Raw genomic sequence first — 23,340 nt, 5'->3', positions numbered from 1 at the left:
AATTTACCGTAATACCAATAGGTTAACAAGTGAGTTTTCGTTGACATTTAAAGCTCACCACACGAGCAAGCGCACCACTCAAACCCATCAATTCGACAAATGTTCGCCCCTCAAAATTTAAGCGAGGTTTAAGTTTGGGTTAAGTAGCCTACATCTAAACCTACTTAGGAGCGTCATACCATGTCATCAAACACACTGCAAACCATCAAAGTCTGGGACCTGTTGATCCGCATATTCCATTGGTCACTCGTCGGCTTTTTTACCTTAGCCTACCTCACTGAAGGCGAAGACGAATGGATGACCATCCACAGTTACGCAGGTTATAGCATCTTAATTTTACTGGTGTTTCGCCTACTGTGGGGCGTGATGGGTACCCACAATGCGCGCTTTAGCAACTTTATCACTCGCCCTAAAGAAGTGCTTGTGTACCTCAAAGGGCTCATCACGGGCAAAGCCAAAGACTACATAGGCCATAACCCCGCTGGGGCAATGATGATAGTGGCCTTGATTGCCAGCATCGCCATCACGGGGTTCTCGGGTATGGCTCTGTACGCCACCGACGTATACGGCCCATTAGCCACGAGCTTTTTCGCCACTTGGCCCGAAGGCGCCATAAAAGAAGTCCATGAATTATTTGCCAACTTTACAGTGTTCCTTGTGGTCATCCACGTTGGCGGCGTCATTGTCAGCAGCCTATTACACAAAGAGAACTTAGTCAGAGCCATGGTCACGGGCAAGAAACAACGCCCAGTGGAACAAGAAGATTAATCCCTTAGCCATTTTGCTTAGCAATAAGACATCCAGCCCAAAAGGAATGCCCTATGAACAGATTAACCAGACACACGAATAAAAGTCGCCTTGCCATAATAGCGATTTCCACCTTGCTGCTGACTAGCCTTAGCGTTAGCGCCGTCAACAGTAAAGTGCAAAGCCTGCCACTTAGCGCTGAGCGCATTGGCACGCAGTTGCAACGCTATCAAGCCCAAGGCGCGGGACCCTTTACCGCCGCCGCAGGACAAAAGCTTTGGCTACAGGACATGGACGGCCGCAGCTGCGCCAGTTGCCATACCGCCAAAGTCACCGACATGGGGATGCACCAAAATACCCGTAAACCCATTGACCCTATGGCGCCGTCGATTACCGCAGATCGGTTAACCGACTCAGCCAAAATCGAGAAATGGTTTACCCGTAACTGTAACTGGACCTTTAAACGCGACTGCACGCCGCAGGAAAAAGGCGATGCCTTACTCTGGTTAAGCCTGCAATAACCGCCAAATGTCTACCTTATAACTCATTCAATTAGCTCATTTAATTAGATCAATTAATTTCAATACCTTCCACAGAAGGTAACGGCACAAAAAGGAAGATGTCATGACTCAACAAGCACACCCTATTAGTTGGATCTTAGGTTCATCACTCACAGCTGCGGCATTAGCCATTGGCGTTATCGGCATCAGCCTAACCTTAACTGGCACAGGCTATGCGGACGATGGCCGCGAGCTCAGCCGCGCCATTCCACAGAATGCGGAATACATTGCAGAATGTGGTAGCTGCCATATGGCCTATCCAGCCAATTTACTCCCCGCCGACAAGTGGCGCGCCATTACGGAAAATTTAGAAAATCACTTTGGTGACAACGCCAGCGTAGATCCTCAAGTCACTGCTAGAATTGAGGAATATCTAGTTCAACATGCAGCGCAAAATGGTAAGGTGATGAAAAACAGCACGCCGCTGCTCGCGGGCATGGGGCCGCAAAAGATCACAGAACAGGCATTTTTTATTCGCAAACACGATGAGATCCCAAGGCGAATGGTGCAAGATAACCCAAAAGTCGGTTCATTCAGTCAATGTAGCAATTGTCACAACCTCGCAGAGAAGGGCATATTCGATGAAGATACCGTTAATATTCCTGGCTTTGGCCGTTGGGATGATTAGCAGCCCAAGCACTGATGCCCACGACGATGATCTTTCCAGCAAGGTGGTCGAGTGGGTTAAGGAGGGCAAGGTTTTACCCTTCGACACCATAATGCAACGCTACGAATCACGCCTACAGGGGCGGCTGCTGGACTTAGAAGTCGAACAAAAACATGGCAGGATCATCTACGAGCTCGAGATCCTCCGTGACGATGGCATAGTGTATGAAATCAAAATTGACGCCAAAACTGGCGAGTGGCTAAAGGAAAAGGTCGACTGATGCGTTTGCTATTGATTGAAGATGATACCGATCTGGTCGCGCGCCTCATTCCCGCCCTCAACAAGGCGGGTTATACCGTCGAGCACGCCGATAACGGTATTGATGGCGCCTTTTTAGGCGAAGAAGAAAACTTCGAAGCCGTGATCCTCGACCTCGGTTTACCCGGCAAACCCGGTTTACAAGTCCTCGGCCAATGGCGACAAAAAGGCTTAGCCATGCCAGTGCTGATCCTCACCGCACGTGATGCGTGGCACGAGCGGGTCGATGGCCTCAAGGCGGGTGCCGATGATTACCTCGGCAAGCCTTTTCACATTGAAGAACTACTCGCAAGGCTCGAAGTGTTGATCCGCCGCCACTTTGGCCGTGCCGACAATGTGTTGCAGCATGCAGGCGTCTCCCTCGATGTCGACAAACAAGCCGTCACTAATGTTGATGGTGCAGTGATAGAGCTGACTAAGATTGAATATCGTCTGCTGCATTATTTAATGGTCAATCCCAGCAAGATCGTCTCTAAGTCAGAGCTCAGTGAACGCATTTACGAAGAAGATCAAATCAAAGACAGCAATGTCATCGAAGTGTACGTCAACCGCCTGCGCCAGCGCTTAGGCAAGGATTATATCGAAACCCGCCGCGGCCAAGGTTATCGACTCAAGGAGTAAAGGCGTGTATTCACTCAAGGGTTATCTGACGCGCAATCTGCTGATCACGCTCACCTTTGCCATGGTGCTGTTACTGTATTTTCTGTACCAAGGTATCCAAGTATTAACCCAAGACTTTGTCGCTTCGCGTCTACAACACGATGCCGACAGCCTGATCTCCGCCCTGAATCACAATCCCGATGGCACATGGGCGCTCACCACCGACCGTTTACCCAATGTGTACCACAGGGTTAATTCTGGGCATTATTTTGCGATTCAAATCGGCGAGCAAACTCTGCGTTCACGCTCCCTTTTCGACCATAACGTGAACATGCCAAAACTGACCGCTGGTGAGCAACACCAAGCCACTGAGTTTGTCAGCAAAGAGCATTGGCTGATGTTCAGTCAGGCCGTTATCAAAGATGATCAATTAGTTACTCTGTGGGTGACAGAAGATATTAGCGCGCTTGAACAAACCCAAATCCACTTTTTAGTCTTTGCTAGTGCAGCCGTGTTGCTCACGATTGTTATTCTATTAATGGCGCAGTATCAGCTACTGAAACGCGGCTTTAAACCCTTAGAGCGGATGCCAGAAGCCATACGGCAGATGCGCACCCAAGGGCAAGAAATCAATCCTGACCAAGTGCCAAGCGAGATAGTCCCACTGATCGAAGAGATAGATCGTTTAGTCAATCAATTGGGCCAAAGAGTACAACGCTCCCGTAATGCCTTGGGTAACTTAGCCCACGAAATGAAACGTCCGCTACAAGGGCTGCAGTCCTACCTAGAAAGCCTTCCACCAGAACAGCGGAGTGAGGGCAGCAAGGTGCTCGCAAACCTGCACCACATCATTGAGAGAGAGCTTAAGCGCACTAAGATTGTCGGCCTGTCCACACCAGGGCGTTATACCGTGCTCGATGACGATCTTGCGCCGCTGATTCAAGTAATGCAGCGCATTTACCCAGACCGCATTATTCATAGCCATTACACGAGCGGCTTAGTGATGCCATTTGATCGGGATGACTTACTCGAACTCTTAGGCAACTTGCTGGATAATGCCTGCAAGCATGGCCGCAAGAACATTGAGATCCGTATTAGTCAGCAGAACGTGCCAACCACAGGCTATGGGATAGAAGTGAGTGATGATGGCGAAGGCGTCTCCGATGCCGCGCTGTCAGTTATCATTGAGCGCGGCATCCGGCTAGATGAAAGCATCCAAGGCCATGGTTTAGGATTGTCTATCTGCAAAGATATCGTCGACAGTTATCAAGGCGAACTCGGTTTTAGCCATGCGAAACAAGGCGGACTTAACGCCAGCGTATTTCTGCCGCTCCCGAATTAAACGGTATACTCACTCAGCCTGTGCCCACTGAGTTCATGCAAGCCAATAGAGGGTATAATTTGCCCATTCAACCCCCTTTCCCCAATCAGTCTAGAGATTTATATGAAAGTTATCGACCTAAAATCGGCCCCGCAACACATTCCACAATTGGCGGAGTGGCATCATCAAGCATGGGCACATTTGAGTTCTGCGGATGCTTCAGTCACTACGTTGATTGAGGAAATGAACGAGTATTTAACTGACGCAGCTATGCCTAAGATGTTTATCTGCGAACAGGCAAATCAAGTAATGGGATCATCTTCATTAATCGCCGCAGATATGGACAGCCGAACTGACTTAAGCCCTTGGCTTGCCAATGTGTATGTGAATGCCAACCATAGAAATAAAGGACTGGGTAAGTTGCTCGTCAATGCCGTCGTTGAGCATGCTAGAGCGATTGGTTTACAGAAAATCTATTTGTTTACCGCAGATAAAGCCGATTTTTATCAGGCACTGGGTTGGTCAATGATTTCACGGGAAGAGTATAAGGGCGAGATGGTTACGATAATGGAATATCAATTAACGCCCCCAAGGAGATAGCAGCACTAATTAGAACATGCCGCCAGTTTTTGCTGGCTCGGCAATTTCCAGTTGTTTTGTTTTTGTGATAACAATTTAAGTTAATAAGGATAAATAAGTTACAAAAGCGCACTTAGTTTCAATATCGCCTACCCCCAGTTTTAGGATTTTTGCCGTTGTTATACTCACCTCGAAAATAAATCAGACGACAGATCCACTCAAGAAACATCATTTATTGATTGAGTTTTGATGATTCCGAGATACGAGTAAAAACGCGACCCTACCTATACCGTCCGTTTTGAACAGATAAACATCATTCCTGCTGGAGGGATAATTTTGAAAACCATAACCACAGATGTGGCGGTCATCGGCGCTGGTGGCGCGGGTCTTCGCGCAGCAATTGCTGCAGCAGAGGCGAATCCAAAGCTAAGTATCGCTCTCATTTCCAAAGTATATCCAATGCGCTCACATACCGTGGCTGCCGAAGGCGGTTCGGCTGCGGTAATTAAAGATGAAGACAGTCTGGATAACCATTTCAATGATACGGTTGCCGGTGGCGACTGGCTATGTGAACAAGACGTTGTCGAGTATTTCGTCGAAAATGCACTACGTGAAATGACCCAGTTAGAACTCTGGGGTTGTCCGTGGAGCCGAAAACCTAACGGTGAAATTAACGTGCGCCGTTTTGGTGGAATGAAGATTGAGCGAACTTGGTTTGCGGCCGATAAAACGGGTTTTCACATGCTACACACCCTTTTTCAAACATCAATGAAGTACAGCAATATCGTGCGCTATGACGAATTCTTCGTGCTGGATCTCATCGTTGTCGATAATGAAGTGCAAGGTGTTATCGCCCTATGTATTGCTGAAGGCGAGCTCGTTTGCTTTAAAGCCAAATCGGTGATCCTAGCAACAGGTGGCGGTGGCCGGGTCTACCACTTCAACACCAATGGAGGCATAGTCACTGGTGATGGAATGGCGATTGCCTATCGTCATGGCGTGCCACTGCGTGATATGGAGTTTGTGCAATATCACCCAACGGGTTTACCCGGTACGGGGATTTTGATGACGGAAGGATGTCGCGGTGAAGGCGGTATCATGGTCAATAAAGATGGTTACCGTTATCTGCAGGATTATGGTCTAGGGCCAGAAACCCCCGTTGGTCAACCACAAAACAAATACATGGAATTAGGCCCTCGCGATAAGGTTTCTCAAGCATTTTGGCATGAGCAACGTAAGGGAAATACCATCAAACATCCTCTGGGAGATGTAGTTCACTTAGATTTACGCCACTTAGGTGAAGACTACCTCAAAGAGCGCTTACCTTTTATCTGTGAACTAGCAAAGGCCTATGTCAACGTAGACCCCGCGAAAGAACCCATTCCTATTCGCCCTACCGCCCATTACACCATGGGAGGTCTTGAAACCGATCCTCAAACTGAAACCCAAATTAAAGGCTTGTTTGCCGTTGGTGAATGTTCTTCAGTTGGCTTACACGGTGCTAACCGCCTTGGTTCTAACTCGCTGGCAGAGCTTGTTGTGTTTGGCCGATTAGCTGGTGAAACCGCGGCTAAGCGCGCCGCAGAATTTCAAGGATGGAACTACGATGCGATTAATGAACAAGCCGCAGCCGTTGAGGCCCGTCTCGATGCGCTATTAGCTCAGAAAGGTACAGAAAACTGGTCTGATGTACGTACTGAAATGTGTAAGAGCATGGAATCTGGTTGTGGCATCTACCGCGATGAAGCAGGTATGCAAGCAACGATAGATAAGCTCGCTGAGCTGCGCTTACGTTATAAAAACATCCAAATCACCGATAAAGGCAAAGTATTTAATACTGATTTGCTCTATGCCATTGAAGTCGGCTTTAGCTTAGATGTTGCCGAGGCCATGGCACACTCCGCAATTCAGCGCCGAGAATCACGCGGCGCCCATCAACGGCTCGACGAAGGCTGTAACTCGCGCAATGACAAGGATTATCTAAAACACTCCCTTGCACTCTATAACCCTAATTCTGTGCCAACCATCAAGTACAGCGAGGTGAAAATTACTAAGTCTCAACCTCAAGCTCGCCTGTATGGTGATGCCGCAAAACAGCAGGAGAAAGTCTAATGACAGAGCATAATATTCAGACGGTTAATATCCTTCGATATGATCCAGAAAGGGACAATGAACCCTTCTTGGAGACGTTCAAAGTCCCTGCGGATAACACAACCTCCATACAAGATGCATTAACTTACATTAAAGATCATATGGATAAATCTTTATCCTATCGCTGGTCTTGTCGCATGGCGATTTGCGGCTCCTGTGGCGTAATGGTTAACAAAGTGCCTAAATTGGCCTGTAAAACCTTTTTACGCGACTACCCAGAAGGTATCACGCTTGAGCCACTCGCTAACTTCGCCATTGAGAAAGATCTGGTGGTCGACAAAGCCCCCTTCCTTGAGCGATTAGAAGCAATGAAACCTTATATCATTGGTAACGATCGCAAACCCGAAGATGGACCAAATCGACAAACGCCAGCACAAATGGCCAAATACAAGCAGTTTGCAGGCTGTATCAACTGTGGTTTGTGCTATGCAGCTTGTCCGCAATTTGGTTTGAACCCAGAGTTTATCGGCCCTGCCGCCATCACGCTTGCCCACAGATATAACTTAGATAGTCGTGATCTGGGCAAAGTCGAACGGATGAAGCTTATCAACGGTAAAGACGGTGCTTGGGGTTGTACCTTCGTTGGATACTGTTCAAAGGTATGTCCAAAGCATGTCGATCCTGCGGCGGCCGTAAACCAGAGCAAGGTCGAGTCAGCTAAAGACTTTCTCATTAATATGATAACGACAAAGGAGGCATAAGATGCAAAACCGCAAACCCTATGTTCGTCCTATGCAGAGAACTTGGTGGTCCGAGAATAACTTCTTCAGTTGGTATATGGTGCGAGAATTAACCATAGTACCGCTGATCCTATTCACACTTAATCTTTGCGCGGGTTTATTTGCGCTGGTCTCAAGCAGTGATGCTTGGAATAACTGGCTCTATTTTTCATCTCACCCTGTCATGTTACTTATCAATGTATTGGCATTGATCGGAGCACTTTATCATGCAAAAACATTTTTTGGCATGATGCCGCAGGTGATGCCAATTAAGCTGGGTGAAAAAGTCGTGCCAACGGGTGCCATCGTTACGGTTCAATGGCTACTGTTAGTGCTAGTGTCACTCGTGGCGATTGCTTGTATTTAGTAGGAGTACATTATGATCAATTATTCACCAAAACGCTCTGATGAACCCATTTGGTGGGGCCTGTTTGGCGCGGGTGGCGTTTGGTTTGCCATGATTACACCGGTAACCGTACTTCTGATGGGGATCCTGTTGCCCTTACATGGATTTGGAGTAGTGGATATCGGCTACGACAAAGTTTATGCATTTGTCAGTCACCCAATTGGTGGTGCGTTTACCGTGCTCTCTTTATCACTCCCTATGTGGCATGCCATGCACCGAGTTCATCACGGTTTACATGACTTACAAATCCATTTAGGTACCGTTGGCAAATACGCTTGCTACTTAGCCGCGGCATTGGTAACAGTACTGGCTACCGTTTGGGTGATACAACTAAGTTAACGATATCGTTAAGTTGATAATTTAAGAGGTATGATAGGCAGAATTTTTCTGCCTATTTCTGTTAACTAAACAGCCCCAAAATGAGATTTTCCGCATTTCGGGGTTGTTTCGTTGTTTAAAAATCCTAATCGCAGGTAATAGCTAAGATATTATTGATGTAAACACTCACCCACAGGATGGTCTATGCTTTCCACCAATAAGCGATTTGGCTTAGTCAAACCGATGAAATTCAAGAAACATTTGATTACCAGTATTTTTATGGCAATGGTGTTGATCTTGACTATTATGGTGGCAGCCACTTTTCATCTCCTCAAATCCACCCATGATGAGAGCCTTAAGCAGCGAGGATTAGAGTTAGCCAGTATTCTTGCATTGGATCCCGTGGTCATTGACGCTGTTGAACGCGCCAATGTTACACCTGAAGTATCTATCCGATCGTATATTGAAAACCTACGCGCTCAGACTAGTGTCTCTTTTATTGTCGTGGTCAATAAAGAGGGAATACGCTTAAGCCATCCAGAAGAATCAAAACTACACCATCCCTTTGTGGGAGATGATCTCAAACCCGTATTAAGTGAAGGCATTAAAGTCAGTACCTTTGCCGAAGGTTCGCTTGGCCCTGCCATTCGCAGTTTTTCCCCCGTCATGAGTAACGGTAAAGTCATTGGTGCAGTCGCTGTGGGCATTCTGACCAAAGAAGTCAGCCTGCTTTTTCTTCAAAGCCACGCCAATCTGCTTTTTGTCGTTATCTTAGTTTTAACGATTGCTGTATTGCTAATTATCGTAGTGTTATCAAAATTAAAACGTACCATGCAATACCTTGAACCAGAATTAGTGATGAAGCGATTGATGGAACATGATCGTATTTTCAATGCTATCCATGATCCCATTATTTCAGTCAGCAATGATTTTACGATCTCGGCCATCAATGATATCGCGACTCAAGTTTTACCTATGGGTAGCATGAGTAAGCAAGACTATATCGGACAGCCATTGGCACATTTTTCGGCGGCGCTAAGTCAAATAACCAAAGCGAGCCATAGAGAAGCCTCCTCCGAAAGGCTTCGCTTAGGAAAGCTTGATTACCGAGTATGTATATATCCATGGCAAATAAACCAAGAACAACATGGTTATGTGATTATTTTCCTCGCGGATATGGAACTTAACGACCTAAGAAAAGAATTACTTCATTATAAAAACTATTCTGAACAGTTACGTAGTAAAACCCACGAGTATTCAAACAAACTCAATGTATTATCTGGCATGCTACAGTTAAAGCATTATGATGAAGTCATAGAGTTTATTGACCGTGAGAGTAAGGGCCATCAACGTATTATCGGTAATATTGTACGCTCCATTCATAACAGTTTAGTGGCCTCTATCTTGCTGGCAAAATATAACAAAGCAACAGAAACCAACGTAAAATATGTATTAGATGAGGACAATAACCTTCTTAATTACAGTAAGTTAGTCTCTGAAAAGTTAGCAACCATACTGGGGAATCTTATCGACAATGCGATTGTTGCAGCTTGGAATAATCGCAGCAATGTACCACCAGAAGTGCAGGTTTATGTCAGCGATCGTAGTCAGCATATTATTTTAGAAGTGCAAGATAGTGGTTCGGGCGTAATACCAGAGATAGCCGATACCATTTTTGACTTTGGGGTTACCAGTAAAACCGATCAGGAACAATCAGGAATAGGCTTATATCTGGTTAACGAACTTGTAAAACAGTTTAGTGGTAGCCTCGATTGGGAACGCACCGAGGATAACACCACTTTATTCTCCATTTACATTGAGAAGAGCGAAGTAAAACGCTATGAGGCAGAAAGTCACCACCATGATTATTGAGGATGATCCCAAGGCCAGTTATGCCTTGGAATCCATCATTCACCAACATCCAGATTTTGAAGTCGTTGTCGTCAGTGAAACCTATCAAGATGCTCTGATGCACTATGACCTCTATAAACCCCAGCTGGTTTTTGTGGACATCACTCTACCCGATGGCAGTGGCATAAATGTCATCAAACAACTGCGCAGTCAAGGCGCTAATTGTTATTTTATTATGACCACCGCTGAGCGCGAGGCCACAACCGTTGAGCAAGTCGTTCAACTCGGTGTGAGTGATTACCTTGTAAAACCACTGCGCATGTCGAGGGTTCGCCAAGCTCTTGATGATTACAAGCTGTATCGACAAAAATTGGCATGCCATGAAACCATGGACCAATGTGTGATTGACCATATCCTAGGCAAGCGCACAAATCTCCCTATGCGGCGAACACCAAAAGGAATCGATGCCAATACTCTCGATACGCTAAAAGATATCTTAAGAAAAGAACAACTCACTGAATTTTCTGGGGATGATATTAGTGATCGTATGAATGTTAGTCGCATCACTATCCGCCGCTATCTGGAATATCTTGAATCAGAGGGGGTGATAAAAATGGTATTGAACTATAAAACGGGTGGACGCCCCAGTAGAGTCTATCAATTGATTGATGTGGATTTGCTTGGCTAATAAAAAACGGTAACCAACAGATGTTTGTCTGTTGGTTACCGTTAGTATTGCTTCTAACCGCCTAATTTGCAGGGGTAAATATATTAGGCAGTCATTTCGGCAATTTTGAGTTTCCAGGTTTGTGGCCCGGTTTCGTGCACATTTCCGCCGAGGCTGTCCACGGCGACAGTCACTGGCATATCTTCAACATCAAACTCGTAAATGGCTTCCATTCCAAGATCTTCAAAGGCGAGGATCTTGGCTGACTTAATCGCTTTTGCCACTAAGTATGCGGCGCCACCGACAGCCATCAAATACACGGCTTGATTTTTCTTAATCGACTCAACCGTAGCAGCACCACGTTCCGATTTACCAATCATACCCATTAAGCCCGCTTGCTCTAGCATCATATCGGTGAACTTATCCATGCGGGTCGAGGTCGTTGGGCCTGCAGGGCCTACCACTTCATCACCTACAGCATCCACTGGACCGACGTAGTAGATAAAACGATTCTGGAAATCAACAGGGAAGGATTCTCCCCGTGCAAGCATGTCTTGAATGCGTTTATGGGCAGCATCACGACCGGTAAGAATTTTACCTGAGAGTAGGACGGTTTCACCAGAGCGCCACTCAGCGATATCGGCTTTTGTAAGTTTATTTACATCGACTCGGCGCACATTTTTACCGACTTCCCAGGTTACCTCTGGCCAATCGGCAAGCTTAGGTGGCGTTAACTTAGCAGGCCCATTGCCATCTAACGTAAAATGCACGTGCCGCGTTGCCGCACAATTCGGAATAATACAGACAGGTTTGGATGCCGCATGTGTCGGTGCGGTTTTGATTTTGATATCCACAACAGTGGTCATCCCACCTAAACCTTGCGCGCCAATACCGAGTTTATTAACACGTTCAAAAATATCTAAGCGCAGCTCTTCTTCGGTAGTCTGTGATCCCCGCGCCTGTAATTCGTGGATATCAACAGAGCCCATTAACGCTTCTTTAGCCATCAATGCCGCTTTTTCTGCCGTACCACCGATGCCAATACCCAACATGCCAGGAGGACACCAACCCGCGCCCATTAGCGGTACGGTTTTTTCCACCCATGCCGCAATATCATCCGATGGGTTTAGCATTGCCATTTTGGTCTTATTTTCTGAACCGCCGCCCTTGGCCGCGATCATAATATCAACCTTATCACCGAGAACCATTTCGATATGGACGACCGCAGGGCCATTGGTATTCGTATTTTTACGCGCGCCAGCGGGATCGGAGACAACCGACATCCGCAATGGATTAGTTACGCAGTTGTAGGCTCTTTTTGTGCCTTCATCAACCATTTCCTGTACCGTCATATCGGTATCCCACTGCACTTGCATACCAATTTTGACAAAACAAGTCACAATGCCCGTATCTTGGCAAATAGGACGCTTACCTTCTGCAGCCATTCTCGAATTAATCAATATTTGAGCAATAGCATCTTTAGCCGCGACACTTTTCTCGGCGTGGTACGCCTTTTCCATCGCACGAATAAAATCCAGTGGATGATAGTAAGAGATGTATTGAAGCGCATCTTCGATACTGTCAATAAAATCGACTTTCTTTATAGTTGTCATAACGTTCCCTTGTATTTATTTACAGCAAGCTAGAGCGGGGGAAAGAGTTACCCCGCCCGACACATGATTAATATAGCCCGATCACTTTCCACCAAATTCCGCCCACAAGGGTCCAAATGGCAATTTGTAAGAGCCCCATGGCAAAACCCACACTCCACCATTTAGGCAGCGACACATGACCCGCGCCAAAAAGGATAGGTGCAGGGCCTGTTCCGTAGTGAGTACCACACGCATATAAATTAGAAGTAAAACCAAAGATAAGCGCAGCTAAAAGACCAGGGGCCCCCAGCTGTATCGCCACAGCAAGAAACACAGAGTAAAGTGCAGCAACATGAGCGGTTGCAGATGCAAAGGCGTAATGGATATAAAAGTAGATTAATACCAACGAAAACAGTGCAACTGGCCAATCTAACCCGCTCAGGTTAGTCGCGATATTGGTGCCGAACCATGTGATTAAACCTAGTTTGTTTAGGAAGGTTGCCATCATCACCAACGCAGAAAACCAAACCAGCGTATTCCAAGCCCCTTTTTCCTTCAGCACATCATCCCAACTCAACACATTAGCAGTGACAAGTATAATTAAACCAACCATAGCAGCCGTTGTACCACTGACACCAAGTGCAGGACCACCAATCCACAGAGCAATCAAGGCAATAAAGGTCCCCAGTGTAACCCACTCAGTTAGCTTCATTTTGCCCATATCAGCAAGCGCTTTTGCAGCAATCTGAGGGGCTTGTGGAGTAGATGTAATGCTCGGTTTATTTAGCATGTAAGCAAATAATGGCATTAATATCAGTGCGATAATTCCTGGCACTAATGCAGCTAACGCCCATTGACCCCAAGTGATCTCCACTCCCATATCCGCAGCTAATTTAGCCGCGAGTGGATTCGCAGCCATACCAGTTAAAAACATAGCGCCAGTGATAGTGGTGCCATGAAAAACTGTTGTCATCAAGAAGCTGCCTAGCTTACCTGACGTCCCCTCTTCCGCTTTTGAACCATAAGCATCTGCGACTGAGTTTGCCAGAGGGAACACAATCCCACCTGTCCGAGCAGTATTAGATGGAATCGCTGGCGCTAAGATCAAATCTGTTAACAGCAAGCCATAGGATAGACTCAGTGTTTTTTTGCCAAGTAATCTCATAAATACAAAACCAATGCGCGCTCCCAGCCCGCTCTTGATAAACGCTCTTGAGATAAAAAAAGCTGTCACAATTAACCAAATAACATCATTAGAGAACCCGGTCAGCGAGTCTTTAATTGTTAATGTTCCAGTCAATGCCGTTATTGTTATTCCCCCGATAGCAACGGCACCCATTGGAATAGGCTCTAGGATAAGACCTAACACAGTTGCAGCGAAAATGGCTAACAAGTGCCAGGCAGTTGGATCAACGCCCGCTGGTACGGGAGTCAACCAAATTCCACCACCTACTGCCAATATAATCAGCCATGAGATGATTTTTTTATTCATGGTAAGCACCAATTTAAATTTATTTGAAGTTATTGCTGCACAATGGTGAAACATCATCGTTTTCCACTGCTACAACATAGGTTTGAGTTACGCTGTAACCTTAACCAAAATCGAAAATTAAATAGGCGAGGGGGAGTTTTATGTAACTTTGTTTGTTTTTTGTTTCTTAAAAGTAGTTATGTAACTTTTTATGAGGATTAAGAAGCCACAATGGCAGCCTTAACATAAAGATAATGCTTACACTTTGCTAAATGGATTTTGGATCCTGATCGGGATCATTGGTATTGCAAGGGCCGGTGGGGTTATTCATTGAGATGTAAATAAGGTTGTTATCCTTGATGGTAATAGTGTGATCTATTCTTCGCGTCACAATCAAGATAACTTCAGTAGATTGCTAAAAATAGGCCCACACTCAACCACAGTCTGGGCCCTGAACATTATGACAAAATAATCGCTATGGCTACATTAGTCAATTTCGATATCCACACCGAAACGATTAGATAGTTGACGTTGCTCATGCAGAATTTCAATTCGCCGACGAGTATCTTGAGTCAACTTATCCTTAATCCGCAACCCACTGGCAATAGCGACTTTTTTAGCTTTTTTGCTCTTCATTGGCAAATCAGTTACCGTTACTCCAGTAGGACTCTCAATGACATGTGATTCGATAGACATGGCTAACTCCTTTAATTAAAGCCTCAATCGGCTCTTCCAGTAAATTTCTGCTCTAACGAACAAACAGGTCATTTTCAATGAGTCAACTCATCATTAAACCTTTAATGATTTAATTCGCTAAGAATATGACGACTCATAAACTTACGCCAAACATAACTCACCTAAGCAAACAAGATTGAAGCGCATGCTAACGGTGTACAAATGAACAAAACGTAAGGCATATGAAAAACAGCGCGTTAACTCATTGAGACAAAAGAGCCTTAGACTAGGCTCCAATTCATCGATGAAAAGCGGCATGCTACAGATAAAGAAAAAACAGGTGGTAATGCAGAAAGGTTGACAAACTCGAGCGGCAAAGCCGCTGTTGCACAACAATTAAGCCATGCAACAGTACTACATCTAGCCTAGATTTACGACTTATATGGCATAGCACCAAGGTAATCTTTCTTTCCAATTTCGACACCATTATGGCGCAAAATTGCGTAGGCTGTTGTTATATGAAAGTAAATGTTCGGGATAGCATGCTCAATGGCAAACTCATAACCTGTCAGATATTTTCCTTCCCAACGTGGTTGTGAAACATGAATTGCCGCCGCATTAGCAAAATCCTCCGCTTTAAACGTCGCTAAGTAATCTAAAACTGAGCTAATACGTGCTTGTAACTCAGCCAGCGTCGTTTCGCTATCATCATGCTTTGGCACTGTATCCAAGTTATCTGTCAAACGTGCTACGCCAATTTTGGCTGTATCACAGGCAATTTGAACTTGGCGAATAAGGTTAAATTGATCTGGAGCTAAACGGGAGTTTAACAGCACCGCCATATCGACTTTCTTGAGGTTTGCGAAGCATTCGCCCTTTTCAAGAATAACGCTTAAGTTTTTTAGCATCTTGCTAAATTGTACAACCGTTAAATCATAAAGCATGGCATGGACCTCGGTGGTGGACGCTACAAAACTGCAGCACTTCATACTATCTTGGGGCAAATTACTCAATTTCAATTGTCTTTAGAATTTAAGTGTTCACTTAATTATAAAAGCATCAAGATAAACACAACAAAGAAAGCGAAACAATGAAAAGAGTTCGAAACTCACCCAAACCGATATAATCACTAGCTCGAGAAGGTAGAAAAATACAATATCAGCATAACCGATAATACTATCAAGGATAAAAGAGGGAACCTTGGGCACCTTATCGGTGCTCATTTTCATTTATTTTACAACGAAAAAAGCCTCATCTTTCGATGAGGCTTATCTCTTAATGTTGGCGGAGCGGACGGGACTCGAACCCGCGACCCCCGGCGTGACAGGCCGGTATTCTAACCAACTGAACTACCGCTCCTTTAGTCTAACGTTTGCACGTTAACCTAAATTAGGCGCTTGGCGATGACCTACTCTCACATGGGGAGACCCCACACTACCATCGGCGCGATTGCGTTTCACTTCTGAGTTCGGGATGGGATCAGGTGGTTCCACAATGCTATTGTCACCAAGCAAAAAATTGTCCGGAACAATTTTTAACGCGCTTTAGCGCGGCCCGTTAGGGTCAACTACATGGATGTAGTTGATAAATTCTTATTCCAGTGAATTCGGAAAACTGATTGCTTTTTGAGTCCACACTTCATTAAGTGTTTATATTCTGTCTAAGGCTTCTTTGTAAAACCCATCTGGGTTGTATGGTTAAGCCTCTCGAGTCATTAGTACATGTTAGCTCAACGCCTCACAACGCTTACACACCATGCCTATCAACGTCCTAGTCTCGAACGGCTCTTTAGTGGACTTATAGTCCAAGGGATGACTCATCTTGGGGCTCGCTTCCCGCTTAGATGCTTTCAGCGGTTATCGATTCCGAACGTAGCTACCGGGCAATGCCATTGGCATGACAACCCGAACACCAGCGGTTCGTTCACTCCGGTCCTCTCGTACTAGGAGCAACTCCCCTCAATCATCCAACGCCCACGGCAGATAGGGACCGAACTGTCTCACGACGTTCTGAACCCAGCTCGCGTACCACTTTAAATGGCGAACAGCCATACCCTTGGGACCGACTTCAGCCCCAGGATGTGATGAGCCGACATCGAGGTGCCAAACACCGCCGTCGATATGAACTCTTGGGCGGTATCAGCCTGTTATCCCCGGAGTACCTTTTATCCGTTGAGCGATGGCCCTTCCATTCAGAACCACCGGATCACTATGACCTACTTTCGTACCTGCTCGACGTGTATGTCTCGCAGTTAAGCTGGCTTATGCCATTGCACTAACCGTACGATGTCCGACCGTACTTAGCCAACCTTCGTGCTCCTCCGTTACTCTTTGGGAGGAGACCGCCCCAGTCAAACTACCCACCAGGCACTGTCCCTAACCCCGATTAGGGGTCTAGGTTAGAACATCAAAACTACAAGGGTGGTATTTCAAGGACGACTCCATCAGGACTAGCGTCCCAACTTCATAGTCTCCCACCTATCCTACACATGTAGGTTCAATGTTCAGTGCCAAGCTATAGTAAAGGTTCACGGGGTCTTTCCGTCTAGCCGCGGGTATACGGCATCTTCACCGCAATTTCAACTTCACTGAGTCTCGGCTGGAGACAGCGTGGCCATCATTACGCCATTCGTGCAGGTCGGAACTTACCCGACAAGGAATTTCGCTACCTTAGGACCGTTATAGTTACGGCCGCCGTTTACCGGGGCTTCGATCATGAGCTTCTCTTGCGATAACCCAATCAATTAACCTTCCGGCACCGGGCAGGCGTCACACCGTATACTTCCTCTTGCGAGTTTGCACAGTGCTGTGTTTTTGATAAACAGTTGCAGCCACCTGGTATCTGCGACTCCCGTCAGCTTAGAGAGCAAGTCTCATCACCAACAGGAGCGTACCTTCTCCCGAAGTTACGGTACCATTTTGCCTAGTTCCTTCAGCCGAGTTCTCTCAAGCGCCTTGGTATTCTCTACCCGACCACCTGTGTCGGTTTGGGGTACGATTCCCGCTAACCTGAAGCTTAGAAGATTTTCCTGGAAGCATGGCATCAACTACTTCAGTCCCGTAGGACCTCGTCATCAGCTCTCAGTGTATAGCAACCCGGATTTGCCTAAGTCACCCACCTACCACCTTAAACGCGGACTACCAACGCCGCGCTAGCCTAGCCTTCTCCGTCTCTCCATCGCAGTTAGCGGAAGTACAGAAATATTAATCTGTTTCCCATCGATTACGCCTTTCGGCCTCACCTTAGGGGTCGACTCACCCTGCCCCGATTAACGTTGGACAGGAACCCTTGGTCTTTCGGCGAGGGGGTTTTTCACCCCCTTTATCGTTACTCATGTCAGCATTCGCACTTCTGATACCTCCAGCGTGGGTTACCCCTTCACCTTCAACGGCTTACAGAACGCTCCTCTACCGCGCAACCCTAATGGGCTGCACCCGTAGCTTCGGTGGTATGTTTAGCCCCGTTACATCTTCCGCGCAGGCCGACTCGACTAGTGAGCTATTACGCTTTCTTTAAATGATGGCTGCTTCTAAGCCAACATCCTAGCTGTCTAAGCCTTCCCACATCGTTTCCCACTTAACATACACTTTGGGACCTTAGCTGACGGTCTGGGTTGTTTCCCTTTTGACGACGGACGTTAGCACCCGCCGTCTGTCTCCCGAGTAGTACTCATTGGTATTCGGAGTTTGCAAAGGGTTGGTAAGTCGGGATGACCCCCTAGCCTTAACAGTGCTCTACCCCCAATGGTATTCGCTCGAGGCGCTACCTAAATAGCTTTCGAGGAGAACCAGATATCTCCCGGTTTGATTGGCCTTTCACCCCCAGCCACAAGTCATCCGCTAATTTTTCAACATTAGTCGGTTCGGTCCTCCAGTTGATGTTACTCAACCTTCAACCTGCCCATGGCTAGATCACCGGGTTTCGGGTCTACACCTTGCAACTAAACGCGCAGTTAACACTCGGTTTCCCTACGGCTCCGCTATTCGCTTAACCTCGCTACAAAATGTAAGTCGCTGACCCATTATACAAAAGGTACGCAGTCACGGTCTCAAGTACCGCTCCCACTGCTTGTACGTATACGGTTTCAGGTTCTATTTCACTCCCCTCACAGGGGTTCTTTTCGCCTTTCCCTCACGGTACTGGTTCACTATCGGTCAGTCAGGAGTATTTAGCCTTGGAGGATGGTCCCCCCATATTCAAACAGGATGTCACGTGTCCCGCCTTACTCGTTTTCATCTACGGTTAGTTTTCGTGTACGGGGCTATCACCCTGTGCCGCTGGACTTTCCAGACCATTCCACTAACACCCCATAGACTTAAGGGCTAATCCCCGTTCGCTCGCCGCTACTAGGGGAATCTCGGTTGATTTCTTTTCCTAAGGGTACTTAGATGTTTCAGTTCCCCTCGTTCGCCTCATGTAGCTATGTATTCACTACATGATGACCGCTTATGCGGCCGGGTTCCCCCATTCGGACATCGTTAGCTCAAATGCTTGTTACTAGCTCGCCAACGCTTTTCGCAAGTTACTACGTCCTTCATCGCCTCTGACTGCCAAGGCATCCACCGTATACGCTTAGTCGCTTAACCATACAACCCAGATAGGTTTCTTTTCGCTTGCCACTCCTCTTGTTATGCGGCGTTGTAAGTCTCATTCCTCAATCATGTAGCGCTGCTACACTCATTCGTCATTCAACTTACGGCCTTGCCTAACAAGCGATTGGCTGCGCTTATCTTATCGAAATAAGAAAAAACACATCTCGAATTGTATTGCGACCAGCTTGGTTTTACTTGTCTCACTTCTGACCAAAGAAGTGGACGCGCCTTAGACTTGAATATTCAAGACACTTAATAAAGTGTTTGAGAACTCAATGTTCAATGCTCTCGCATTAAACTTTTTTCGTATCAACACAACGACAGACATCATTGTGTTTAATACTATCAGCTTTCCAAATTGTTAAAGAACTACATCGACCTGCTAGAGGGATGTTTCGCTCTGACTTCTCGTGAGAGAAGCTAAACAAGCAATCTGTGTGAACACTCAAAAGCATCGAGTTAGTCGTATAGGTAAGGAGGTGATCCAGCCCCAGGTTCCCCTAGGGCTACCTTGTTACGACTTCACCCCAGTCATGAACCACAAAGTGGTGAGCGCCCCCCCGAAGGTTAAGCTACCCACTTCTTTTGCAGCCCACTCCCATGGTGTGACGGGCGGTGTGTACAAGGCCCGGGAACGTATTCACCGTGGCATTCTGATCCACGATTACTAGCGATTCCGACTTCATGGAGTCGAGTTGCAGACTCCAATCCGGACTACGACGAGCTTTGTGAGATTAGCTCCACCTCGCGGCTTTGCAACCCTCTGTACTCGCCATTGTAGCACGTGTGTAGCCCTACTCGTAAGGGCCATGATGACTTGACGTCGTCCCCACCTTCCTCCGGTTTATCACCGGCAGTCTCCCTAGAGTTCCCACCATTACGTGCTGGCAAATAAGGATAGGGGTTGCGCTCGTTGCGGGACTTAACCCAACATTTCACAACACGAGCTGACGACAGCCATGCAGCACCTGTCTCACAGTTCCCGAAGGCACCAATCCATCTCTGGAAAGTTCTGTGGATGTCAAGAGTAGGTAAGGTTCTTCGCGTTGCATCGAATTAAACCACATGCTCCACCGCTTGTGCGGGCCCCCGTCAATTCATTTGAGTTTTAACCTTGCGGCCGTACTCCCCAGGCGGTCTACTTAATGCGTTAGCTTGAGAGCCCAGTGTTCAAGACACCAAACTCCGAGTAGACATCGTTTACGGCGTGGACTACCAGGGTATCTAATCCTGTTTGCTCCCCACGCTTTCGTGCATGAGCGTCAGTCTTTGTCCAGGGGGCCGCCTTCGCCACCGGTATTCCTCCAGATCTCTACGCATTTCACCGCTACACCTGGAATTCTACCCCCCTCTACAAGACTCTAGTTCGCCAGTTCGAAATGCTATTCCTAGGTTGAGCCCAGGGCTTTCACATCTCGCTTAACAAACCGCCTGCGCACGCTTTACGCCCAGTAATTCCGATTAACGCTCGGACCCTCCGTATTACCGCGGCTGCTGGCACGGAGTTAGCCGGTCCTTCTTCTGTAGGTAACGTCACAGATAAGGCGTATTAAACCTTACCCTTTCCTCCCTACTGAAAGTGCTTTACAACCCGAAGGCCTTCTTCACACACGCGGCATGGCTGCATCAGGGTTTCCCCCATTGTGCAATATTCCCCACTGCTGCCTCCCGTAGGAGTCTGGGCCGTGTCTCAGTCCCAGTGTGGCTGATCATCCTCTCAGAACAGCTAGGGATCGTCGCCTTGGTGAGCCATTACCTCACCAACTAGCTAATCCCACCTAGGTTCATCCAATCGCGGAAGGCCAGAAGGTCCCCTCCTTTCCCCCGTAGGGCGTATGCGGTATTAGCAGTCGTTTCCAACTGTTATCCCCCTCGACTGGGCAGATCCCTAGGCATTACTCACCCGTCCGCCGCTCGCCACCTCAGGAGTAAACTCCCTTGTGCTGCCGCTCGACTTGCATGTGTTAGGCCTGCCGCCAGCGTTCAATCTGAGCCATGATCAAACTCTTCAATTAAAGTTTTGTTGTTTGACTTACGTCAAACGGCTCAATGAATTCTGTCATTTGTTTCTCGCACTCCTTATAAAAGAAGCACTGAAACAAACTGTACATATTGCTATGAACACTCTTCATCATTGATTAATTCTTTGACTGCCAACCCTAAGGCTAAGCAGTTTCGATTAACTCAACACCTGTGAGTGTCCACACAGATTTCTTGTTTTATCTTGTTAAAGAGCAACTCAACCTCGTAAGAGAAGGTGAGTACCACACTGAGCGTCGAACGCTTCCAGTTGGCTAGGGCTGCGTATTCTACGTATTTCCCGTTTCGCGTCAAGGAGTATTTTTCAACTTCTTGCTGCGCTTGAATTAAGTGCTTAAAAGCTGTTCAATTCAACCTAACTCGTCAGCTTGCTTTCGCTGTCTGCCGTGTCAGTGGATGCGCATTATAGGGAGCGAAACTTTTTCTGCAAGCGCTTTTTAAAAGAAAAAGATCGCATGGCGATCTTTTAAACGATAGAACTCTTTTTCCAGCAAATTGATGATTAATCAGGCTTGGCATGCCCTTTATCTATGAATCCTTGGATGAGTGTCACAGCCTTGGCGTCATCCCAATCAACAAATGATCGCACAAATGCAATCAGCTGACCGTTTTGATCCAGAATAAAGGTGGCAGGAATAGTATCAAGTGGAAATACTTGTCCTAGGTTTTGTTCAGGATCGTAATAAGAGTTAAACCCTGCCATCCCTAGTGTGTTCAAAAACGGTTGCACTTGTTGTTTACCATCAGCATCAATCGATATAGGTAAGAGTGCAAAATCCTCTGCTTTGAATTTAGTCGCTAATCTTTCGATCGCTGGTAACTCTCTGACACAAGGCGGACACCAAGTTGCCCACACATTAACCATGACAACCTTGCCCTTATATTGGCTAAAGTCGATGGATTTACCATCGACATCATTAAAAGGCGCAGGCTCAATCGGAAAAGCTTTAGGTAAAACACTGATCAGATCAATTGTGGATGTTACTGGATTTGTTCCCTGTTGCATCCCAGGATAGGCATGCACAACTCCAACTGTAAATCCTAATAAAATAGATGACAGCATGAACGCTATCGCTAATTTATGCTTCATTTGCTATTACGCTTTAGTAAGGCATCTAATGCTTGTTGATCTTCAGCGCTGATCTCCTGAGGTGTGTTGCCACTGATGCGCTGTTTGCGGATAAAAATATAACCAATCGCTAAGCCGATGATTAACAAACCTATGGGCCCTAACCAAAGTATATAGGTTTTGGCTTCCATTTTAGGTTTATACAGCACAAACTCACCATAGCGACTTGTCATAAACTCAATGATTTCATCATCGCCTTTACCTTCATCGACCATTTTAAAAACTTCCAGCCGCAAATCACTGGCAACTGGAGAATTCGAATCAATTAAGTTTTGGTTTTGACACTGCGGACAACGCAAAGAGTGAGCGAGTGATAAAGCGCGCTTTTGATTATCCGGCGATTTAAATTCATAAGTATCGACAGGTGTAGCAATAGCACTAGTGACCATACTCAATACCAGCACTAACCCGCTTACTAATTTGAGTAATATTTTCACGATACATTATCCTTTGCTGCTTCTGCCTGTAATTGCTGGATCATTGGGAATAGTGTTTCACTCCAGACATTTTGATCAATAGGGCCTGCATAGCGGAAGCGAATAATACCGTTATGATCAACAATAAAACTTTCTGGAGCGCCATAAACGCCAAGGTCTAGACCCAAGCGTCCATCTTTATCAAAGATATTCAATGTATATGGGTCACCTTGGCGTCTCAGCTCAGCGATTGCAGGCGCACGCTCATCCCGATAGTTGATACCGTATATGGGTAGAATATTTTTCCGCGATAACATATTTAAAAAAGGGTGTTCATATTTACAAGATGGGCACCAAGTCGCCCATACGTTGAGTAATGCTACTTTCCCTTTTAACTGTTCATTGGTAATCAGCTCATCAGGTGTTTCTAGACGTTCTAGCTGGAAAGCCGGAATAGGCTTTCCTTCTAGTGCTGAATCCAATTTTTGAGGATTCAAAAACAACCCTTTATATAAAAATACTCCCATGGCAAGAAATAGCACCAGAGGGATAAATAGAACTAACTTCTTCATATATTCCTC

20 protein-coding genes, 1 tRNA gene and 3 rRNA genes are annotated in these 23,340 nt (G+C 46.4%); 13 read left to right on the top strand and 11 right to left on the bottom strand.

Features of this window, described 5'->3' with window-relative positions; all coding sequences use genetic code 11:
- Positions 1 to 180 precede the first annotated feature (180 nt).
- The 13 genes from SPUTW3181_RS01125 (at position 181) to SPUTW3181_RS01065 (ending at position 10,865) form a co-directional block, all read left to right on the top strand.
- Positions 181 to 768, top strand: a complete 588-nt coding sequence (locus SPUTW3181_RS01125) for a cytochrome b/b6 domain-containing protein (protein ID WP_011787610.1) — start codon at positions 181 to 183, stop codon at positions 766 to 768.
- Between the two features lie 53 nt (positions 769 to 821).
- Positions 822 to 1,268, top strand: coding sequence for a DUF1924 domain-containing protein (locus tag SPUTW3181_RS01120; protein ID WP_011787609.1), 447 nt, complete (start codon positions 822 to 824; stop codon positions 1,266 to 1,268).
- A 103-nt stretch (positions 1,269 to 1,371) separates the two neighbouring features.
- On the top strand, positions 1,372 to 1,935 hold the full coding sequence (locus SPUTW3181_RS01115) for a diheme cytochrome c (RefSeq protein WP_011787608.1): 564 nt from the start codon (positions 1,372 to 1,374) through the stop codon (positions 1,933 to 1,935).
- Positions 1,928 to 2,194 carry a PepSY domain-containing protein gene (locus SPUTW3181_RS01110; protein ID WP_011787607.1) on the top strand — a complete coding sequence of 89 codons (267 nt, stop codon included), beginning with the start codon at positions 1,928 to 1,930 and terminating at the stop codon, positions 2,192 to 2,194. The genes SPUTW3181_RS01115 and SPUTW3181_RS01110 overlap by 8 nt, the downstream gene beginning before the upstream one ends.
- Positions 2,194 to 2,853 (top strand): response regulator transcription factor, encoded by a 660-nt coding sequence (locus SPUTW3181_RS01105; RefSeq protein WP_011787606.1) that lies wholly within the window; start codon positions 2,194 to 2,196, stop codon positions 2,851 to 2,853. The genes SPUTW3181_RS01110 and SPUTW3181_RS01105 overlap by 1 nt, the downstream gene beginning before the upstream one ends.
- Before the next feature lie 4 nt (positions 2,854 to 2,857).
- Positions 2,858 to 4,174, top strand: a complete 1,317-nt coding sequence (locus SPUTW3181_RS01100) for a sensor histidine kinase (protein WP_011787605.1) — start codon at positions 2,858 to 2,860, stop codon at positions 4,172 to 4,174.
- Positions 4,175 to 4,276: 102 nt separating this feature from the next.
- A complete protein-coding gene (locus SPUTW3181_RS01095) occupies positions 4,277 to 4,753 on the top strand; it encodes a GNAT family N-acetyltransferase (RefSeq protein ID WP_011787604.1) in 477 nt (158 codons plus the stop codon).
- Positions 4,754 to 5,068: 315 nt separating this feature from the next.
- Positions 5,069 to 6,844 carry a fumarate reductase (quinol) flavoprotein subunit gene (gene frdA, locus SPUTW3181_RS01090; protein WP_011787603.1) on the top strand — a complete coding sequence of 592 codons (1,776 nt, stop codon included), beginning with the start codon at positions 5,069 to 5,071 and terminating at the stop codon, positions 6,842 to 6,844.
- On the top strand, positions 6,844 to 7,584 hold the full coding sequence (locus tag SPUTW3181_RS01085) for a succinate dehydrogenase/fumarate reductase iron-sulfur subunit (protein WP_011787602.1): 741 nt from the start codon (positions 6,844 to 6,846) through the stop codon (positions 7,582 to 7,584). The genes frdA and SPUTW3181_RS01085 overlap by 1 nt, the downstream gene beginning before the upstream one ends.
- 1 nt (position 7,585) lies before the next feature.
- A complete protein-coding gene (frdC, locus tag SPUTW3181_RS01080) occupies positions 7,586 to 7,969 on the top strand; it encodes a fumarate reductase subunit FrdC (RefSeq protein WP_011787601.1) in 384 nt (127 codons plus the stop codon).
- A 12-nt stretch (positions 7,970 to 7,981) separates the two neighbouring features.
- A complete protein-coding gene (gene frdD / locus SPUTW3181_RS01075) occupies positions 7,982 to 8,347 on the top strand; it encodes a fumarate reductase subunit FrdD (RefSeq protein ID WP_011787600.1) in 366 nt (121 codons plus the stop codon).
- Between the two features lie 183 nt (positions 8,348 to 8,530).
- Positions 8,531 to 10,198, top strand: coding sequence for a sensor histidine kinase (locus SPUTW3181_RS01070; RefSeq protein ID WP_011787599.1), 1,668 nt, complete (start codon positions 8,531 to 8,533; stop codon positions 10,196 to 10,198).
- A complete protein-coding gene (locus tag SPUTW3181_RS01065) occupies positions 10,167 to 10,865 on the top strand; it encodes a response regulator (RefSeq protein WP_014609600.1) in 699 nt (232 codons plus the stop codon). Before SPUTW3181_RS01070 ends, SPUTW3181_RS01065 begins: the two co-directional genes overlap by 32 nt.
- Positions 10,866 to 10,948: 83 nt before the next feature.
- Here SPUTW3181_RS01065 and SPUTW3181_RS01060 read toward each other — a convergent pair whose 3' ends face one another.
- From SPUTW3181_RS01060 to SPUTW3181_RS01005, 11 genes are all read right to left on the bottom strand, one after another.
- A complete protein-coding gene (locus SPUTW3181_RS01060; protein WP_011787597.1) occupies positions 10,949 to 12,457 on the bottom strand; it encodes a fumarate hydratase in 1,509 nt (502 codons plus the stop codon).
- Between the two features lie 67 nt (positions 12,458 to 12,524).
- Positions 12,525 to 13,928 (bottom strand): anion permease, encoded by a 1,404-nt coding sequence (locus SPUTW3181_RS01055; RefSeq protein ID WP_011787596.1) that lies wholly within the window; start codon positions 13,926 to 13,928, stop codon positions 12,525 to 12,527.
- Positions 13,929 to 14,393: 465 nt separating this feature from the next.
- Positions 14,394 to 14,603, bottom strand: a complete 210-nt coding sequence (locus tag SPUTW3181_RS01050) for a hypothetical protein (RefSeq protein ID WP_011787595.1) — start codon at positions 14,601 to 14,603, stop codon at positions 14,394 to 14,396.
- Between the two features lie 410 nt (positions 14,604 to 15,013).
- Complete coding sequence (locus SPUTW3181_RS01045; protein WP_011787594.1) at positions 15,014 to 15,526, bottom strand: DUF1993 family protein; 513 nt, start codon at positions 15,524 to 15,526, stop codon at positions 15,014 to 15,016.
- Between the two features lie 338 nt (positions 15,527 to 15,864).
- Positions 15,865 to 15,941: transfer RNA gene (locus SPUTW3181_RS01035), tRNA-Asp, on the bottom strand.
- Between the two features lie 36 nt (positions 15,942 to 15,977).
- Positions 15,978 to 16,093: ribosomal RNA gene (rrf, locus tag SPUTW3181_RS01030) — 5S ribosomal RNA — on the bottom strand.
- A gap of 182 nt (positions 16,094 to 16,275) precedes the next feature.
- Positions 16,276 to 19,168: ribosomal RNA gene (locus tag SPUTW3181_RS01025) — 23S ribosomal RNA — on the bottom strand.
- Between the two features lie 478 nt (positions 19,169 to 19,646).
- Positions 19,647 to 21,189: ribosomal RNA gene (locus SPUTW3181_RS01020) — 16S ribosomal RNA — on the bottom strand.
- Together the 16S, 23S and 5S rRNA genes with 1 tRNA gene alongside form the textbook arrangement of a ribosomal RNA operon.
- Before the next feature lie 527 nt (positions 21,190 to 21,716).
- Complete coding sequence (locus SPUTW3181_RS01015; protein ID WP_011787593.1) at positions 21,717 to 22,304, bottom strand: TlpA disulfide reductase family protein; 588 nt, start codon at positions 22,302 to 22,304, stop codon at positions 21,717 to 21,719.
- Positions 22,301 to 22,780, bottom strand: coding sequence for a heme lyase NrfEFG subunit NrfF (gene nrfF / locus SPUTW3181_RS01010; protein ID WP_011787592.1), 480 nt, complete (start codon positions 22,778 to 22,780; stop codon positions 22,301 to 22,303). The genes SPUTW3181_RS01015 and nrfF overlap by 4 nt, the downstream gene beginning before the upstream one ends.
- A complete protein-coding gene (locus SPUTW3181_RS01005) occupies positions 22,777 to 23,331 on the bottom strand; it encodes a DsbE family thiol:disulfide interchange protein (protein ID WP_011787591.1) in 555 nt (184 codons plus the stop codon). The genes nrfF and SPUTW3181_RS01005 overlap by 4 nt, the downstream gene beginning before the upstream one ends.
- Positions 23,332 to 23,340 lie beyond the last annotated feature (9 nt).

Origin of the sequence: Shewanella sp. W3-18-1, from assembly GCF_000015185.1 — a bacterium.
Lineage (GTDB): Bacteria > Pseudomonadota > Gammaproteobacteria > Enterobacterales > Shewanellaceae > Shewanella > Shewanella putrefaciens.
Note: the sequence above shows the minus strand (reverse complement) of the source record. Positions and strands in the feature narration are given on the sequence as shown.

Excerpts from the sequence above, each read along its gene's own strand:
- SPUTW3181_RS01045 (WP_011787594.1), bottom strand. The coding sequence starts at position 15,526 with ATGCTTTATGATTTAACGGTTGTACAATTTAGCAAGATGCTAAAAAAC.
- SPUTW3181_RS01110 (WP_011787607.1), top strand. The coding sequence starts at position 1,928 with ATGATTAGCAGCCCAAGCACTGATGCCCACGACGATGATCTTTCCAGC.
- SPUTW3181_RS01105 (WP_011787606.1), top strand. The coding sequence starts at position 2,194 with ATGCGTTTGCTATTGATTGAAGATGATACCGATCTGGTCGCGCGCCTC.
- SPUTW3181_RS01070 (WP_011787599.1), top strand. The coding sequence starts at position 8,531 with ATGCTTTCCACCAATAAGCGATTTGGCTTAGTCAAACCGATGAAATTC.
- SPUTW3181_RS01055 (WP_011787596.1), bottom strand. The coding sequence starts at position 13,928 with ATGAATAAAAAAATCATCTCATGGCTGATTATATTGGCAGTAGGTGGT.
- SPUTW3181_RS01015 (WP_011787593.1), bottom strand. The coding sequence starts at position 22,304 with ATGAAGCATAAATTAGCGATAGCGTTCATGCTGTCATCTATTTTATTA.
- frdD (WP_011787600.1), top strand. The coding sequence starts at position 7,982 with ATGATCAATTATTCACCAAAACGCTCTGATGAACCCATTTGGTGGGGC.
- SPUTW3181_RS01115 (WP_011787608.1), top strand. The coding sequence starts at position 1,372 with ATGACTCAACAAGCACACCCTATTAGTTGGATCTTAGGTTCATCACTC.
- SPUTW3181_RS01005 (WP_011787591.1), bottom strand. The coding sequence starts at position 23,331 with ATGAAGAAGTTAGTTCTATTTATCCCTCTGGTGCTATTTCTTGCCATG.
- SPUTW3181_RS01060 (WP_011787597.1), bottom strand. The coding sequence starts at position 12,457 with ATGACAACTATAAAGAAAGTCGATTTTATTGACAGTATCGAAGATGCG.
- SPUTW3181_RS01065 (WP_014609600.1), top strand. The coding sequence starts at position 10,167 with ATGAGGCAGAAAGTCACCACCATGATTATTGAGGATGATCCCAAGGCC.
- frdC (WP_011787601.1), top strand. The coding sequence starts at position 7,586 with ATGCAAAACCGCAAACCCTATGTTCGTCCTATGCAGAGAACTTGGTGG.
- SPUTW3181_RS01085 (WP_011787602.1), top strand. The coding sequence starts at position 6,844 with ATGACAGAGCATAATATTCAGACGGTTAATATCCTTCGATATGATCCA.
- SPUTW3181_RS01120 (WP_011787609.1), top strand. The coding sequence starts at position 822 with ATGAACAGATTAACCAGACACACGAATAAAAGTCGCCTTGCCATAATA.
- SPUTW3181_RS01095 (WP_011787604.1), top strand. The coding sequence starts at position 4,277 with ATGAAAGTTATCGACCTAAAATCGGCCCCGCAACACATTCCACAATTG.
- SPUTW3181_RS01125 (WP_011787610.1), top strand. The coding sequence starts at position 181 with ATGTCATCAAACACACTGCAAACCATCAAAGTCTGGGACCTGTTGATC.
- SPUTW3181_RS01050 (WP_011787595.1), bottom strand. The coding sequence starts at position 14,603 with ATGTCTATCGAATCACATGTCATTGAGAGTCCTACTGGAGTAACGGTA.